Below are 16096 nucleotides of genomic sequence, written 5' to 3'. Positions count from 1 at the left end.
TTGTTTTCTAACTGTTATCTGATGAAATAACCTAAATTTTTAATTTCCGTCAAACAAAGTAGCTAAAAATTTTAAAAAATATTATGCATGTCAAAAAAAAATAATAGGAGGTGGATCTTTATGAGCGTGAGTTTAATAGCCGGACAGGCAATGGCACAACAACCAGCCGTCATTTACCCCGAAACAAAAAAAGTAGATACGGTAGATGATTATCACGGTACAAAAATAGCCGATCCGTACCGCTGGCTGGAAAATGACCATAGCGAAGAAACCAAAGCATGGGTAGCAGCAGAGAACAAAGTTACGCAAGACTATCTCTCCAACATCCCTTTTAGGGATAATATTAAAAAACGCCTGGAAGCACTTTGGAACTATCCGAAGACCGGCGCCCCCGTTAAACACGGTAAATATTATTACTATTATAAAAATGATGGATTACAGAACCAGGCAGTACTCTATCGTTCCGCCACCCCCGGAGGCACCCCGGAAGTATTTCTCGACCCCAATAAGCTGTCTGCCGCCGGTACCACCGCCCTGGGCGCTATGTCTTTTTCAAAAGATGGCAAGTATGCGGCCTACCTGTTGTCAAAAGCCGGTTCCGATTGGCAGGAAGGTTTTGTGATGGACGTGGAAACCAAACAGTTACTGTCGGATAAACTGGACTGGGTAAAATTTAGTTCCCTCGACTGGCGGGGTAATGGCTTCTATTACAGTCGCTATGATGCACCCAATGAAACCAGCAAACTTTCAGGCAAGAATGAATTCCATAAGGTATATTATCACCAGCTGGGCGACCCGCAGGAAAAGGATGCATTAATATATGTTGATAAAGCGCATCCGCTGCGCAATGCCGGCGTATCTGTTACGGAAGATGAACGCTTCCTGATCCTGTCTACCTCCGAAGGCACCTCTGGCAGGGAGCTCTGGTACCGCGATCTGCAGAACCCGGCGCAAACTGATTTTGCCCTGTTGATAAAAGGATTTGATTATGAACCCGACGTTATCGACAATGATGGCAGCAAATTACTGGTACGTACCAACCATGATGCACCCAACTACAAGGTGGTGCTGATTGATCCCCTGCATCCCGAACAGGCCAACTGGAAAGTGATCGTGCCGGAAAAGAAGGAAGCGCTGGAAGGTGTAGGCACCGCCAACGGCAAAATGTTCCTGTCTTACCTGAAGGACGCTTCTACCAGGGTGTATCAATATGACTATAAAGGAAAATATGAGCATGAGGTAAAACTGCCTGGCATCGGTACTGCCAGTGGATTTGGTGGCAAAAAGGAAGATAGGGAATTGTTTTATACCTATACTTCCTTTGTAACGCCGCCGGCAGTATATAAATATGACATCGCCAGTGGCGCCTCCACTTTATATAGTAAACCGGATGTGAAATTTACGCCTGCTGACTACGAAACCAAACAGGTATTTTTCAAAAGTGCGGACGGTACCAGCGTGCCTATGTTCCTGTCTTATAAGAAAGGTATACAGCTCAACGGCAACAACCCGGTGCTGATTTATGGTTATGGCGGTTTTAACATCCCGATGACGCCTGCCTTTGGCGTATCCAACCTCTATTTCATGGAGCAGGGAGGTATTTATGCGGTAGTAGCGCTGAGAGGCGGCAGCGAATATGGAGAAGCCTGGCATAAAGCGGGCATGCTCGACAAGAAGCAAAATGTGTTCAACGACTTTATCGGGGCGGCTGAATACCTGGTGCAGGCTAAATATACCAATAGCTCGAAGATCGCTATCCGTGGCGGTTCTAACGGTGGTTTGCTGATAGGCGCCTGTATGACCCAGCGCCCGGATTTGTTTAAAGTGGCTTTGCCGGCAGTAGGCGTAATGGATATGCTGCGTTTCCAGAAATTTACCATTGGCTGGGCCTGGGCGGTAGAATATGGTAGCAGCGACCATGCTGACCAGTTCCCTTACCTGTTGAAATATTCACCGCTGCATAACCTGAAGCCGGGAACATCGTATCCTGCTACATTGGTTACCACGGCAGATCATGACGACCGGGTGGTGCCTGCACACTCTTTTAAGTTTGCGGCTACCCTGCAGGCTGCCAATGCAGGGCCCAACCCAACACTCATCCGTATTGAAACACAGGCAGGACACGGGGCAGGTAAACCCACTTCCAAATTGATCGATGAAGCCACGGATATATGGGCCTTCACGATGTTTAATTTGGGTATGCAACCAAAGTAGCAGATTGCACGCAAAGAAGCAAAGAAGCGAAGGCGCAAAGTATATATTCTCTTTGCGCCTTCGCTTCTTTGCTTCTTTGCGTGTAACCTTTTCCGCTTTTTTCCTTATCTTTAAAAATACCCTAAACGAACATGAAGGTACTTATAACTGGAAGTAACGGATTATTGGGACAGCATTTGATCCCACTTTTTCTGCAAGATGGAAAATATGACGTGATAGCAACCGGCAGGGGCCCGAATCGTTTTCCTTTGCGGGATAAATACACCTATGAGGCGGTGAATCTCCGGGATGCAGGCAGCGTAAAGCAGCTGGTAGAAAAGCATCAGCCGGATATCATCATTCATGGCGGCGCTATGTCGCAGGTAGACGACTGCGAAAAAAACAAAGATGCCTGCTGGGATACTAATGTAGGTGCTACCCGTTACCTGGTGCATGCGGCAGAGAACTGTAATGCCTTCTTCCTGTTTTTATCTACCGATTTTGTGTTCGATGGTTTACAAGGTCCCTATGGGGAAGATGCCGCGGTAAATCCGATTAACTATTATGGCACCAGTAAAGTAGCGGCAGAGCGTTTGGTGGTAAACAGCAAGCTGCAATGGGCGATTGTACGTACGGTGCTGGTATATGGCGTGGTAGCCGATCCGCATCGTAATAACATGATTACCTGGGTGAAAAATAATTTGCAACAGGGCAAGAAAGTGAAGGTCGTAGATGACCAGTGGCGTACGCCTACGTTATGTCATGACCTGGCGAAAGGTTGTTTGCTGATTGCAGATAAGAAAGCCACCGGTATCTTCAACATCTCCGGAAATGAAATTTTGACTCCTTATGATATGGCCATAAAAACGGCCGAATTCTTTAAGCTGGACACCTCCCTCGTGGAAAAGATCAGCGCCAAAACCCTGGCCCAGCCGGCTGCCCGTCCAACAAAAACGGGATTACTCATCGACAAGGCGGAAAAAGAGCTGGGATACCAGCCCCGTACTTTCGCAGAGGGGCTGGAAATAGTGGCCGGAGAAATAAAACCCTGATTATGGGAACTCCAGGTAGGCCCTGTTAAACGTTTCTTTTACTTTATTGAGTTGCTGTGTAGTATCGGCTGCGACAGAATGCAATGGCAACGCCAGTTTGAACATGCCGTCCTTTTTATAGATCACCAACTCCAGCTTTCTCCAGGCGCGCTGCCGTTTCTGGTTAGATACAGCAGTCGTGCTATCCTTGTATTTATCTATCACTGCATAATAGGTAATTTCCTTGCTGGCATTGGCCACAGAATCTGCTATGGCCTGTTGTGCTGAATCTACCGCAGGAGCTACCGGTTGCCTGAGGGTAACGGTATCTGCATTGGTAGAAGGAGCAGACGACGATACAGCGGGAGATATGCCGGTAACATACCACCATACTGCTATGCCTATGATGATAGCGGCTGCAGGAATTGCGGCCCACCACCATTTAAATCCACTTTCTTCCGTTAATGCTTCCAGTGTTTCCTCCACTTCCGGGGTCATGATAGGTTCTGTAACAGATACGGGTGGTGCAGGGGCGGGTGTTGGCGGTGGAGTTGGTTTACTATCCGGGCGTGACAATGGTGCAATATCCAGCGTATCACGGGATACTGGTAATTCTTCCGCATGGAAATGAATATTGCCGGCAAAGTCGCCCTGGAGCTGGCCTATCCCCGGCAGTACCAGGGGAGTACCTGACTGCAGGCTGGCTTTCAGCTCTTCCAGGTATTTTTCAAGTTTACGCTGGGCTACAGCAGGTACCAGGTTTTCCTTCAGGGCAATCCATTCCAGGCAGGAGCCGTCATCTTGCCATTGTTGCGTAAACATTACCTGTTCACGTGGAGGTGTTAATGTTTGTGTATTGGTATTATAATGTGCCGGGAAATGTTGTACGGAAAAGGTACCCAGGTGAGGTACTACGCAAACCCGTTGTTTAAACAGCACTTCGTGTATGTATTGCTGAAGGATCATTATATGGTGCTTCGCTTTTGGCCGGTAGCTACCGGTGTGCCCGGCAGCCTTTGGCTGTTAAGAATCATTGGTGTATCAGGCCATTCGCTTAAACAAAAATGCAGCGAAGTATATGTCCGCTGCATTTTTGTTTAGCTAAAAGCCAACGGCTGATAGCTAAGTTAAAACTTTATTAGCACCCCACCCACAATATTGAAACCATAAGTTGGATAGAGGTAGTAACGTTGATAATGCGAGTTGAAGATATTATTGGCATTCACCCACAGGCCAAAGTTTTTACCGATATCATAAGAGGCGCCTGCATTGAGGTCCCAGGCTCCCTTGGTTTTACCGAAATCTTTGTTCGGAAGCTGGTAATAGCTGCCACTCAGCGCAAACAGGTCTGCATTCAGGTGTAATTTTTTAGCGAGGGTGTATTGTACATACAGGTCGCCCTGGAATGCAGGCAGGTGCCAGGGTTGCACTTCAGTTTCCTGCTTGTTATAGTTATACCAGTCAAAGCTCACCCTTGCCTGGAATTTCTCTTCTTCGATGTACCCGATTTCGCCGTGCAGTTGGAAAGCACGCAGCATCGTTTCGTTGCGGGTAGTGAATTTTTTGGTATCGGCGCTATCGTTTACAAACAGCGGCAGGTTGTACCAGGTAACGGAAGCGAATTTGGTGTTATAGTTGAAATGACTTCCCAGTGTACCTTTGATACCGGTATATTTTTCTTCTACGCGGGTATTCAGCATTTCGCCCGGTAATCCGGCCAGGAACGGATTTTTGTTGGCCAGGTTACGGTAGGAGTTCTTTTCAAAGTAGGAGATCCATCCACTGCTCAGGATCAGCTTTTTGCGGATCAGGTGCGACTCATTCACGATGTCGGGCAACAGGTAAAACTTGCTGTCAGACCAGGTTGGATTTACGCCGGCATGGAGTACAAAGCCAGGCTTGATGATGTCTACCGCAGGGTGTATGGCGGCAATGTTGTTGTTGATAGCGCGGTTGTTATCTTCCTTGTAGGTCGACAGGTCGAATACGCCTTCTACGCCAACATAGATATCTTCAAACACCTGTTTTTTCACGGGCACTTTCAGCATGAAAGTATTTTCGGTGCGCTTATAGGAGTCGTTAAACAGGATAAACTTTACCGTAGGTTGAAAGGTAAAGGCCCAATCATTCTGTGGCCTGTTTTGCATGCCTACGGAAGCGGTTACCTGGTTGAACGTTTGCTCTATATCTTTCTTTTTATAGTTGGCCGTATCGTGTCCGTATCCGTAATAGTGTACAGTATTGCGGTCGTACCCGATGCTTCCGTCGAAGCGGAGTTTGGGCGCCAGGTAAGTACCGGCCGCCAGCACGTTGAGGTTGCTGTAATCCTGGTCGGGAATCTCTTTACCTTTGGAGCCGGTATAGTTTACATACAGTCCGTAGTTGTAGAGATTTTGCCTGCCGCTTCCAAATCCTGCCTGCACATAAGGCGTTTTATAGTTGCCATAGCCCAGTTTCACAAAATTATTCTGAAGATAGGAGAGCGAATCTTTTCCCAGTGCCAGTGGTTTCAGGGGCATGGCCTGGTACATGAAATTCAGGTTCAGTGCCGGTATCTGGTATTTCAGCGAAGGCCTGCTGGTATCAATGCCTGGCAAAGAAGCCGTGAGATTGAGTTTATAGGCATCGCGCAGTTTAGGCTGATTCGTGGAAATGATATCGATCGTTTCCTGCTTCAGCGGTTCCTGGGCGAAGACCTGCTGCGATGACAACAGTCCGGCTAATCCCAGCGTGGTGATGATAAAAGTACGTTTACTATATGTTGTTGGAATGTTCATGCTTTGTTGCGCTTAAATGTTATTTCTTCGGTTTCTTACCCGCTGCTTTTTCTTCTGCTTCTACTTTAGCCAGCTTATCTTTTGCTTCCTGTTTCAGTTCAGGAATGGTACTGTTGGTAACAATACTCTGGTAAGTGGCTTTAGCGTTGAAAAAGTCTTGCTGACGGGCATATACATCACCCAGCAGTATATATGATTTAGCTACCCAGTATTCGTAGGAGGGCGTATTTTTAATCACATCAAAACCGGCTTTCTCAGCGGCATCCAGTTCATTTTGTTGCAGGTAGCAATCGGCGATACTATAGCGGGCTTCCGCGCCAGTTTCGGACTTGGTCATGTTGGCTACCGTTTTGAATTCGGTGATAGCGGCAGCATAGTCTTTTGCCTGTTGTACCGCTTTACCGCGATAGAAGTGGGCAATGATCTGGTCGTCTGTACTGATATTGGCGGCAGCCAACAACATTTCAGCGTAGTTGGATACTTCGTCCCAGCGTTTCAGCTGGTAGTTGCTGCGGAGTAATCCCCTGGTGGCGGCGAGACTGTTTTCCTTGCTGGTAGCCAGGTCCTGTAGTTGCAGGTAGTAGTTCCGCGCCTTATCATAATTTTTAACCTGGTAGAAGTTGATATTGGCGGCCTGGAGTGCAGATCTTTCTGCATACAGGCTGTTGTTGCGTGATAATACAAATTCGTAGGCGGGCAGTGCAGCCGTATAGTCTTTATTGTTATAGGCACATTCTGCTTTATAAAAGTAAGCCGGTAAAATAAACTGTCCGTTAGGATACTTCTGGATATAGCTGTTGAAACCTGTTGTAGCGCCTGCGCAGTCGTTGGCTGTAAACCTGGCTTCTGCTGCTGCGTAGGAGATGGAATCTTCCGCGGAGGCGGTAACTGTTCTGCCATTGGCTTTCAGGAAGGCTACATAGTCGTCTGTTTTGCCCTGGCTTACATAGATAGATTTGATGCTTTGCAGTGCTTCATTTGCTTCCGGCGATCCCGGGAATTTTTCTACCACCTGGCGGTAGTAGGACATTGCTTTGCTGTCGTTGTCTTTGTTATAATAGCTCAATCCCAGCTTCAGCAGTGCCCTGGGGGCGTTGGGACCGTTGGGTTGTTTCTGTAATACGTTTTCCAGGAAAGGAATTGCTTCTGTATATTTTTCCTGGGAGAGATAGGTATTGGCTATTTCTATATCTGTTTCGTTATTAAAGCCGGAGCTGGGGAACTTGTTGCCCAGTTGTTTCAGCAGTGCCAGTTTCTCACTTTGTTTGCCCTGCAGGCCCAGGATTACTGCTTTCTGGTAAGTAGCATAGTCGGCGCCTGGTTCATTATTGCTGATGATCCGGTCGTACAGCGACAGTGCTTTGGGGAATTGGCGGAGCATGTAATAGCAATCGGCGCTGCGGAGGGCTGCGTCGGTAGCAATACGTGCTGCATTCGGGCCGCTGCTTTTCTGGGCTGATTCAAAGTAAGGCAGTGCTTCCGTGTATTTATCCTGTTTCAGGAGGCTGTAACCGAGGTTGTAGCTGGCTGTTTGTGCATTGGCTTCGCCTGATACGGGCGCCGTATTGCTCAGATAGGCGTTCAGGTTAGTGATGGCCGGTGCTGTTTTATTTTGGCGGAGGGCAATTTCTGCTTTCCAGAAGTGCGCCAGCTGTTTGATTTGCGGATCATAAGGTTGGCTGATCGCGATGTCCAGCAGGCGATCGGCTTCTGCCAGCTGCTGATCGTTGATCAGCTGGGTGGCGCGGCCATAGGCTACTTTCTGATAGGCTTTCAGCACCGTAGGATTTTTATCGGGAATCATCTCAATGGTAGCTAAACCATCTTTGTAGTTGTTGCTGTTCATGAACAGGTTCACGAGTATTTCCCTGGCTTCCTTGTTGTAAGCGGATTGGGGGTATGTTTTAACGAACTGCGTGAGTTCATTAAGGGCTGCATCGGGATACCCCAGTTCGTAGGATAATTTACCGTAGTTAAAGCGGGAAATTTCCTGTTGAGCGGCATTGGAGCTATTGTTGGCGCAGAAGGCGAAGGCATTGCGGGCATTTGCTTTCTGACCGGTGCGGAGGTAGCAATCGCCCAGCAGGTACATAGAGTTCTGTCCCAGTGAGTCTTTGGAGCTGCTCAGTTGTTTAAAGCCGCTGATTGCTTTTGCCAGGTTATTGGTTTGATAGTAAGCATAAGACAATTGGTAGATGTCTTCATTTCTTACTTCGTCTGCGTTATCCTGGAAGTCCTGCAGGTAGGGGAGCGCTTTTTTGTACTCCTTTTTTTCGAAGTAGGCTTTACCCAGCAACTGTTTCATTTCAGCCTCGTAGTATTGCCCGCCTTTTTGCAGCAGCGGTTCCGTATAGGCAATGAGCTGGTCTGTTTTACCCTGGAAGTAGTAGATTTCAGCGATATAGTAAGGTACTACGTTGCTGTATTTTGGTTCACTCACTACTTTCTGGAAGCTGCTGAGGGCTTCGCTGTACTGGTGTTTATAGTAGCTGATGAAACCGTAGTAGTAATTGGCAGGAATGCTGTATTTGCCCGGTACCTCTTTGATGGAGGCAAACAGGGGCTGGGCTTTGTTGAAATCTTTCAGGTTGAAATAGCAATAGGCCAGTTCGAATTTGGCTTCTGCTATTTCTGCGTTGGAAAGATTTTCGATATTGGCTTTTTCGTAGAGGGGAATGGCCTCTTTGAGTTTATTTTGGCGGAAGTAGTATTTAGCCAGCTGGTAGCTGACCAGTTCTTCACGGGCGTTGTTGTTGGCTAATTTCAGGAATTCCAGTGCCTGTTTTTCTGCGTTGTCCTGTTGTAGTTTCAGGGTGCAGATGGTATAATAGTAGAAGGCATCTGTTTTAACCAGGTCACGGTTGGTTTCGTGAAAGTAGTCGATGTTATCGATCGTTTGCTTGAAAAGCTGCATGGACACGGCATATTTCTCTTGTTGGAAATATTGCTGTGCGTCCTTGAATACTTTTTCCGGATCTGTATATACGCGTGTTTGCTGTGCCTGTGCAGCAGGCATCCCCGCCAAACCCGCACCGGCAAAAGCCAGGATAGATAAGTACAGATGTCCGGGAATAAAAACTTTTCTTATAAATTGCATGCTATAGCTGTTATGTCTTGAATATGCGTTTAAAACGATTCTTCTGGTAAAATATTTCCCTTCGGTTCTCGCAAAGTAACAAAGCAGCTAAGCAGCAAAGGACATTATTAAGAATAATATAAGATAATCTTTGTGTCTCTGCTCCTTTGCTCCTTTGCGAGCAACCTCCTTTGCGAGCCAAATATAAAAGTTATATCCTTTCTTTTCCCATCGGGTTTCCAACAATGTGGATAACTCCGGAAGCGGGGCAAAGTGTATTCATTTATCTTGCGAAAAATAAATTACAGGCACAAAAACCTTACCTACTATGAGAAAACTGCTCTCGACCGGCTACACAAATGGCGCCGTTAGTTTTTCCATGCTGGTGCTCCGGGTGCTTTCCGGGGGACTGATTTTATTACATGGATGGCCCAAGCTGATCAATTTTACTGCCAAAATGAATTCATTTCCGGATCCATTGGGGGTTGGGCATAAATATTCGCTGGCCATGACGGTGTTTGCAGAGGTGTTTTGTGCGGTGCTGCTGATCATGGGATTGTTGACCAGACTGGCCACCATACCGCTGATCATCTGTATGAGTGTGATTATTTTTATGATTCATGCCAAAGATTCCGTCTCTGAAAAAGAATTGCCTATTATTTTTCTGGGAGCCTTCGTAACATTGCTGTTTACCGGTCCCGGCAAGTTTTCGCTGGATGGGGCCATTGGTAAATAAAATTTTCAAGTAAATGTTTGGGTATAAAATAGTAAGGAACCATGTTTAGCAGTATTACAACGATCAGGGTACGTTATGGGGAAACAGACCAGATGGGATATCTTTATTACGGTAACTATGGCCTGTATTATGAGGTGGGAAGGGCGGAAGCCATCCGGGAGCTGGGATTCACCTATCGAGAACTGGAGGAGCAGGGAGTGATCATGCCCGTAGCGGAGTTGAATGTAAAATACCTGCGTCCGGCGTTTTATGACGACCTTATAACGGTGAAGACTACACTCCGGGAAATGCCCAAGAGTTCTAAGATACAGTTTCACAGCGAGTTGTATAATGAGCGGAATGAGTTGTTGAATGTCGGTGTTACCACCCTGGTATTTATCGATGTGACAACCAAGCAGAAGGCCGGTTTACCGGAGGAGTTGAAGAAGCGATTAGCACCATTCTTTAAAGAAACCAGTCACTAGTATCATGGATAAGATCACCACGAGTATCATTACCATTGGCGATGAGTTGCTGATAGGACAAACAATTGATACCAATTCGGCCTGGATAGCGCAGCAGTTGAATGCCATAGGGATATGGGTACACCGGCGTGTAGCCATTGGGGATATCCGGGAGGATATACTGGACGCGATGGCCCGCGAGGCGGCGGTATCGGATATTGTGTTAATTACCGGTGGGCTGGGGCCTACCGCCGATGATATTACCAAGCCTACTTTGTGCGAGTATTTCAACACGCACCTGGTACAGGATAAAGGCGCGCTGGAAAATGTGCTGCATATTTTTGAAAGCCGGGGATTGCCTCTGCTGCAGCGTAATTTAGACCAGAGCATGGTGCCGGCATCGTGCACGGTGATCCAGAACAGGCGGGGTACCGCACCGGGGATGTGGTTTGAGAAGGAGGGAAAGATCTATGTGTCGATGCCCGGTGTGCCGCATGAAATGCAGGGAATCATGGAGCATGATGTATTGCCGATGCTGGGAGATCATTTTAAGACGCCGGCAGTGGTACATCAAACGCTGATCACTTCCGGGATGGGCGAATCTTTCATCGCGGAGCGGCTGGTGGCTTTTGAAGCGAAGTTGCCGCCACATGTGAAGCTGGCTTACCTGCCCAGCTACAGCCTGTTGAAGTTGCGATTAACTGCTTTCGGCCTGGATAAAGTATCTGTGGCGGCGGAAGTGAGCACCTTATTCCATGAATTAAAAGCATTGCTGGCAGACATTACCGTGGCTGACCAGGATATTACGATAGGCGAGGTATTGGGGCAGTTGTTGAAAGAAAGGGGGCAGTCGGTGGGTACCGCGGAAAGTTGTACCGGCGGACTGATCGCCCATTGGATAACAGCGGTACCGGGCAGCTCTGCTTACTTTAAGGGCAGTGCAGTGGTATATGCCAACGAAATGAAAGTGAAGCTGTTGGGAGTAAAACCTGCCACCTTACAGGCGCAGGGAGCGGTGAGTGAAGCCACGGTGCAGGAAATGGTGACCGGTGCGTTAACATTGCTGGAAACGGATTATGCCATCGCCGTATCCGGTATTATGGGCCCCGATGGCGGCACGCCGGAGAAGCCAGTGGGCACCGTTTGGATAGCCGTTGCGGCGGCCGATGGGCGGGTGGCAACAGTAAAGCATCAGCTGAGATACGACCGGGAGCGGAACACCCAAATGACGGCTGTTTACGCGATGAATGAGTTGCGCAAACTCATTCTGCAAAAGGGATAATGCCCTGGTTTGAATTGGTACAATTCCCTTATTTTTGTTGCGCACTAAAGCAAAAATCAATCTTATGGCCATTATAGAATTGGTAATGCCAAAAATGGGTGAAAGCATCATGGAAGCCACCATCCTCCGTTGGCATAAAAAGGTCGGCGATCACGTAAATGTAGATGAAACCGTACTTGAAATTGCCACCGATAAAGTGGATAGCGAAGTTCCTTCCATTGTAGAAGGCACTATCACAGAGGTGCTTTTCGCTGAAAACGATGTAGTGCCGGTAGGTACTATCATTGCGCGGATCAACACCCATGCGGATGCAGTGGCTGCGGCAGCCCCGGTTGCACCTGCAGCTCCGGCAGCGGAACCGAAATTTACTTCAGCGCCTGTACCTGCGGTGGCAGCAGCTACTACTACCCCTGCACCTGTTGCCGGTGGTGGCGCCAAATTTTACTCTCCCTTAGTACTGACTATCGCACAGCAGGAAGGAGTTAGTTTTGCCGACCTGGAAAGGATTCCTGGCTCCGGCAATGACGGCCGTGTTACCAAAAAAGATATTTTACAATATGTGGCAGACCGCCGGGAAGGCAGGGTGATCCCCGATGTAACGCCAGAACCGGTGTCTACTCCGGCTCCTGTGGCTGCCCGTGCTGCCGTAGTAACCAATACCACCGTAGCGTCGCCGACCTATAACGGCAACGTGGAAATCATTGAAATGGACCGCATGCGCAAGCTGATTGCCAACCACATGGTGATGAGCAAGCAAACAAGCCCCCATGTGACCAGCTTCGCAGAAGCAGATGTTACTAACCTGGTGAAATGGCGCGAACGCGTGAAAAGTGATTTCGAGAAACGTGAAGGGGAGAAGCTCACTTTTACACCGCTGTTTATAGAAGCTATTGTAAAGTGTATCAAGCGTTTCCCGCTGATCAACTGCTCCCTGGATGGAGACAAGATCATTATCAAGAAAGATATTAACATAGGGATGGCCACTGCTTTGCCTTCCGGGAACCTGATCGTACCAGTGATCAAGAATTCAGATATGCTGAACCTGGTGGGGCTGACCAAGCAGGTAAATTCCCTGGCTAATGCGGCCCGTCAGAATAAGCTGAAGCCGGAAGATACCCAGAGCGGCACTTTCACGCTGACCAACGTAGGTACTTTTGGTAGCCTGATGGGAACGCCTATTATCAACCAGCCCCAGGTAGCTATCCTGGCGGTGGGTGCTATCAAGAAACGCCCGGTGGTAATAGAAACAGAAGATGGAGATACCATTGGTATCCGCCATATGATGTACCTGTCCATGTCTTACGATCACCGTATTGTAGACGGCTCCCTGGGAGCTACTTTCCTCACGGCTGTTGCCCAGGAACTGGAAAATTTTGATCCTAAGAGAGCGTTGTAGAAGAGCGAAAAGCTGAAAGCATAAAGCACAAAGCTATTATAGCGAATGACCAGGGCGAGTACTTATTTATCCGCTTAGATCATTCGCTATAATAGCTTTGTGCTTTATGCTTTTCGCTTTATCAAATGGCATAAAAAGAGCGCCCCATTGAAAGGGCGCCTTTTCAGTTCCTTTGTGCCGAATAAAGGGAGATTATTTATTAATAACGACGGTCGCGGGAACCATATCCTCCGCCGCCGCGGTTGCCACCGCCACCTTTGAAATTATTATTCGGTTGTTTAGGTCTTGCTTCGTTTACCATCAATTGTTTTCCTTCGATTTCGCTTCCGTTCAAACTATCCATAGCCTTTGCCCCTTCTTCCTGATTAGGCATTTCCACAAAACCGAATCCACGTGAGCGGCCAGTTTCGTGGTCTTTGATAACCTTAGCGGAGGTAACCTCTCCAAAATCACTGAAAATCTGATGGAGATCCTCATCGGTCAACCTGTAGTGCAGGTTGGCTACGTAAATGTTCATGATAACTGAAATTAAAAAAATGAAAAATAATATACCTGAAGTTATGAAAATTAGTCTAATAAAAAAGTTAGCATTAAAATATTTTTGGCGTTATCTATGCTTTTACCTCTGTAGTATGATATAAGATCCTCTGTGGTAAACAGTTTGACCGACATAGAAATATTATTTAAAATGTCCGTTTATCCCTGCAAAACCCTCCTTTTTACCGGTTTTTTTTCGTAAATTCAGTATAAGATCCATTAAATTTAATTCATATGGGAGCGTTAAGCGAAACCTGGTTTGCAGACGGGTATATCGATTTTGAGCTGAAGAAATATACCTTGCTCGCTTACCTGCAGGATATCAACCACTACTTCACCCAGAGTAAGCTGTACCCCCAGCTGTCAGACATTATCTTTCATTACAATAACCTGGTGGCTTTCCGGGACAACAAACAGTTTCTGCAGCAGCAGTTTCCCAAGCGCCTTACTGCCGTAAATCTGCAGAAACTGGAGTTGCTGTATGAACAACTGATTGCGGATGATGAGTTAATGGCCGAACTGGAGAATATTATCCAATACTCTCTGCCACAGCTCAATAACACGATTAAAGAAGGGACAGAAATTTACGAGTATGTAGAAGAAAACCTCAATATTTTCCCGGTAGGACTGATCCCGCTCGATACAGGGGAAGGCTACCTGCTGCTATGCGACGGGAAATGTAATAACACGCTGGTGTATGCCTACCGGCTAACGATTTTTGAACGCCACGATGAAAAATTCCGGGGTATTCATACCCAGTATGTACAGGAATACCGGAAAGACCTGGTAAATACCATCGGGCATATTAAAACCATGTTGATCAGGGAACGGAATGCGCTGCCCAACCCGGCTGTTTACTGTATAGAAACGCCACTGGTGGTACCCATAGACGAAACCTTGCTACCTATTGCAAAACGAAGCCTGGTAAAGTACATAGCCGGGCAGGCCGCCTAGTTCAGGGCAGGGGCTTTGGTATCGCCATCATACACAATTTCCAGGGTATGATCTTTCAGGAACGGTGTATAATACTGTTCCAGTATCTTCTTTATTTTCTCTTTCGACTGCTGGATATACAGGGCATTGTTTTCCAGTTGCCCGCGGGAAGTTTGATACAGCTTTTTCTGTACATCGGTATAGGTTTCATCATTTTGGGTGAGCAGCCAGCCTTTGCGGTTGGCGGTTTCCATGCGATCCATTTTCAGTTCGTAGCTCAATAAGCGGGGAGCCGGCAGGTGAATGGTAATTTTCTTTTCTGTGAGCTGTACTTTGAAGGATTTATCATCGATGTTGATACCATATTTTGCCTCATAGGGAATAGTGACCCATACCGTATTTTCCAGAAAGGCCTTTTTCAGGTTATCGGTCCAGTCGCCACTCCCTTCAATATTACTTGTTTTGATGCTGGCGGAGCCCTGTACATCGAGGCTGGCCAGTTCTGCGATCTCTTTTACAATGGTGCTGTTGGAAATTACCTGCTGGCTCATATCTGTGCTGCCAAAGCGTTTGCCCAGCCAGAAGACCAGCACAACAATGAGTACCAAAGCAACGAGGTAAATAATTTTTTTCATGACTGCAATTTAGTAAAAAGCGGACAGGTAATGGCGTGTGTGCGTTACCGTTACCTGGTCAAACTGTCGATCAGGGATGCATGTGCGGGGTAGGCTGCCTGTAAGGGTGCTTTCTCTGCCAGTTCAAAGTCGGCGAAGTCGAAGCCCGGGGCTACGGTACACCCGGTGAGGGCATATCCTCCGGGAACTTCTACCCGGGAAGCAAACCAGTTGCCGGCGGTGATAATGACCTGTAAATTTTCGCCGTTGGCAATATCGCGTCCCAGTTTATGTACCAGGAGCCGGCCTCCCGGGGCTATTTCGTAGATGGTGAGGGTATGGCCATCGTAAAAATGCCAGATTTCATCGGCGGCAATGCGGTGAAAAGCGGAAAATTCACCCGCTTCCAGCAGAAAATAGATACAGGTAGAGGCATTCCGGTTGCCACTCATGCCCGCAGGCAGGGTAGTCATATCCAATACCCAATCAGAACGATAGGTTTCGCGGAAGGCGCCGCCTTCCACATGTGATTGTAATTTCAGTTGTTCACGCCAATGGGCGGCAGAATATTGCATGGATACCTGTTATGGTCGATTAACGAAAAGCAGGGGCGCTACTCTTTTTTCGTATAGAGGTCTGCGATATGTACCTGCATGTATTTTTCCGGATTGGGAATTTCGGTAAACCCAAACTGCCGGTATAGGCCGTGGGCATCGGAAGTAATCAGCAACAGCCGTCGCAGGCCCTTTATAACGGGGTGGTTCATGATGATGCGCATCAGTAGTTTTGACAATCCTTTGCCGCGGTGCGGCGTTAGTATATATACATCTGCCAGGTAGCCAAATAACGCGTTATCGGTAATGACCCTGGCAAAACCTATTTGTTGTTGACCATGATATACGCCAAATGGTATCGAATTTTCCACCGATTGCTTTACAATATCAAATGGTATGTTTTGCGACCAATAGGATTCGCGTGACAAATAATCGTGTATAGCGTTGATATCCAGCCTGGACCGGTCGGTAGACACGGTATATTCGCCTTCGTGTATTTCAATGGTTTCCATACTTCAGTGGAT

General features: G+C 47.4%; 14 protein-coding genes. 7 read left to right on the top strand and 7 right to left on the bottom strand.

What is annotated here, in order from left to right; all coding sequences use genetic code 11:
• Nucleotides 1–120: 120 nt before the first annotated feature.
• Both HGH91_RS14155 and HGH91_RS14150 read left to right on the top strand, forming a co-directional pair.
• Entirely contained in the window at nucleotides 121–2214 is a 2094-nt protein-coding gene (locus tag HGH91_RS14155; RefSeq protein ID WP_247651746.1) for a prolyl oligopeptidase family serine peptidase, read from the top strand.
• A 131-nt stretch (nucleotides 2215–2345) separates the two neighbouring features.
• Nucleotides 2346–3245, top strand: coding sequence for an SDR family oxidoreductase (locus HGH91_RS14150; protein ID WP_168739169.1), 900 nt, complete (start codon nucleotides 2346–2348; stop codon nucleotides 3243–3245).
• On the opposite strand, the gene HGH91_RS14145 is transcribed toward HGH91_RS14150, so the two are convergent.
• The 3 genes from HGH91_RS14145 to HGH91_RS14135 all read right to left on the bottom strand — a co-directional run bounded on the left by HGH91_RS14145 (nucleotide 3246) and on the right by HGH91_RS14135 (nucleotide 9098).
• The gene (locus tag HGH91_RS14145; RefSeq protein ID WP_168739168.1) at nucleotides 3246–4190 is read right to left on the bottom strand and encodes a hypothetical protein; all 945 of its coding nucleotides are present in this window, start codon (nucleotides 4188–4190) and stop codon (nucleotides 3246–3248) included.
• A 161-nt stretch (nucleotides 4191–4351) separates the two neighbouring features.
• Nucleotides 4352–6001, bottom strand: a complete 1650-nt coding sequence (locus HGH91_RS14140) for a TonB-dependent receptor (protein ID WP_168739167.1) — start codon at nucleotides 5999–6001, stop codon at nucleotides 4352–4354.
• Nucleotides 6002–6020: 19 nt separating this feature from the next.
• Nucleotides 6021–9098: a tetratricopeptide repeat protein gene (locus tag HGH91_RS14135; protein WP_168739166.1), complete on the bottom strand. Its 3078-nt coding sequence runs from the start codon at nucleotides 9096–9098 to the stop codon at nucleotides 6021–6023.
• A 307-nt stretch (nucleotides 9099–9405) separates the two neighbouring features.
• Here HGH91_RS14135 and HGH91_RS14130 point away from each other — a divergent pair, with 307 nt between their 5' ends.
• The 4 genes from HGH91_RS14130 to HGH91_RS14115 all read left to right on the top strand — a co-directional run bounded on the left by HGH91_RS14130 (nucleotide 9406) and on the right by HGH91_RS14115 (nucleotide 12934).
• Entirely contained in the window at nucleotides 9406–9813 is a 408-nt protein-coding gene (locus HGH91_RS14130; protein WP_145671302.1) for a DoxX family protein, read from the top strand.
• A 41-nt stretch (nucleotides 9814–9854) separates the two neighbouring features.
• Nucleotides 9855–10277 (top strand): acyl-CoA thioesterase, encoded by a 423-nt coding sequence (locus tag HGH91_RS14125; RefSeq protein WP_168739165.1) that lies wholly within the window; start codon nucleotides 9855–9857, stop codon nucleotides 10275–10277.
• 4 nt (nucleotides 10278–10281) lie between these two features.
• Nucleotides 10282–11538 (top strand): CinA family nicotinamide mononucleotide deamidase-related protein, encoded by a 1257-nt coding sequence (locus HGH91_RS14120; RefSeq protein WP_168739163.1) that lies wholly within the window; start codon nucleotides 10282–10284, stop codon nucleotides 11536–11538.
• Between the two features lie 64 nt (nucleotides 11539–11602).
• Nucleotides 11603–12934, top strand: coding sequence for a dihydrolipoamide acetyltransferase family protein (locus HGH91_RS14115; RefSeq protein ID WP_168739161.1), 1332 nt, complete (start codon nucleotides 11603–11605; stop codon nucleotides 12932–12934).
• 199 nt (nucleotides 12935–13133) lie between these two features.
• Here HGH91_RS14115 and HGH91_RS14110 read toward each other — a convergent pair whose 3' ends face one another.
• The gene (locus tag HGH91_RS14110; RefSeq protein WP_168739159.1) at nucleotides 13134–13451 is read right to left on the bottom strand and encodes an RNA recognition motif domain-containing protein; all 318 of its coding nucleotides are present in this window, start codon (nucleotides 13449–13451) and stop codon (nucleotides 13134–13136) included.
• Between the two features lie 254 nt (nucleotides 13452–13705).
• On the opposite strand from HGH91_RS14110, the gene HGH91_RS14105 reads away from it, so the two are divergent.
• Entirely contained in the window at nucleotides 13706–14425 is a 720-nt protein-coding gene (locus HGH91_RS14105) for a hypothetical protein (RefSeq protein ID WP_168739158.1), read from the top strand.
• Here HGH91_RS14105 and HGH91_RS14100 read toward each other — a convergent pair.
• From HGH91_RS14100 to HGH91_RS14090, 3 genes are read right to left on the bottom strand one after another with little or no spacing between them, the layout of a single operon-like run.
• Nucleotides 14422–15039 (bottom strand): DUF4230 domain-containing protein, encoded by a 618-nt coding sequence (locus HGH91_RS14100; protein WP_168739156.1) that lies wholly within the window; start codon nucleotides 15037–15039, stop codon nucleotides 14422–14424. The genes HGH91_RS14105 and HGH91_RS14100 overlap by 4 nt on opposite strands.
• Before the next feature lie 50 nt (nucleotides 15040–15089).
• A complete protein-coding gene (locus tag HGH91_RS14095; RefSeq protein ID WP_168739154.1) occupies nucleotides 15090–15593 on the bottom strand; it encodes a cupin domain-containing protein in 504 nt (167 codons plus the stop codon).
• A gap of 38 nt (nucleotides 15594–15631) precedes the next feature.
• Nucleotides 15632–16084 carry a GNAT family N-acetyltransferase gene (locus HGH91_RS14090; RefSeq protein ID WP_168739152.1) on the bottom strand — a complete coding sequence of 151 codons (453 nt, stop codon included), beginning with the start codon at nucleotides 16082–16084 and terminating at the stop codon, nucleotides 15632–15634.
• Between the last annotated feature and the right edge of the window lie 12 nt (nucleotides 16085–16096).

It is taken from the genome of Chitinophaga eiseniae (genome assembly GCF_012641265.1).
GTDB lineage: Bacteria > Bacteroidota > Bacteroidia > Chitinophagales > Chitinophagaceae > Chitinophaga > Chitinophaga eiseniae_A.
The sequence above is the reverse complement of the archived record's forward strand: the minus strand, read 5'-3'. Positions and strand labels throughout refer to the sequence as shown.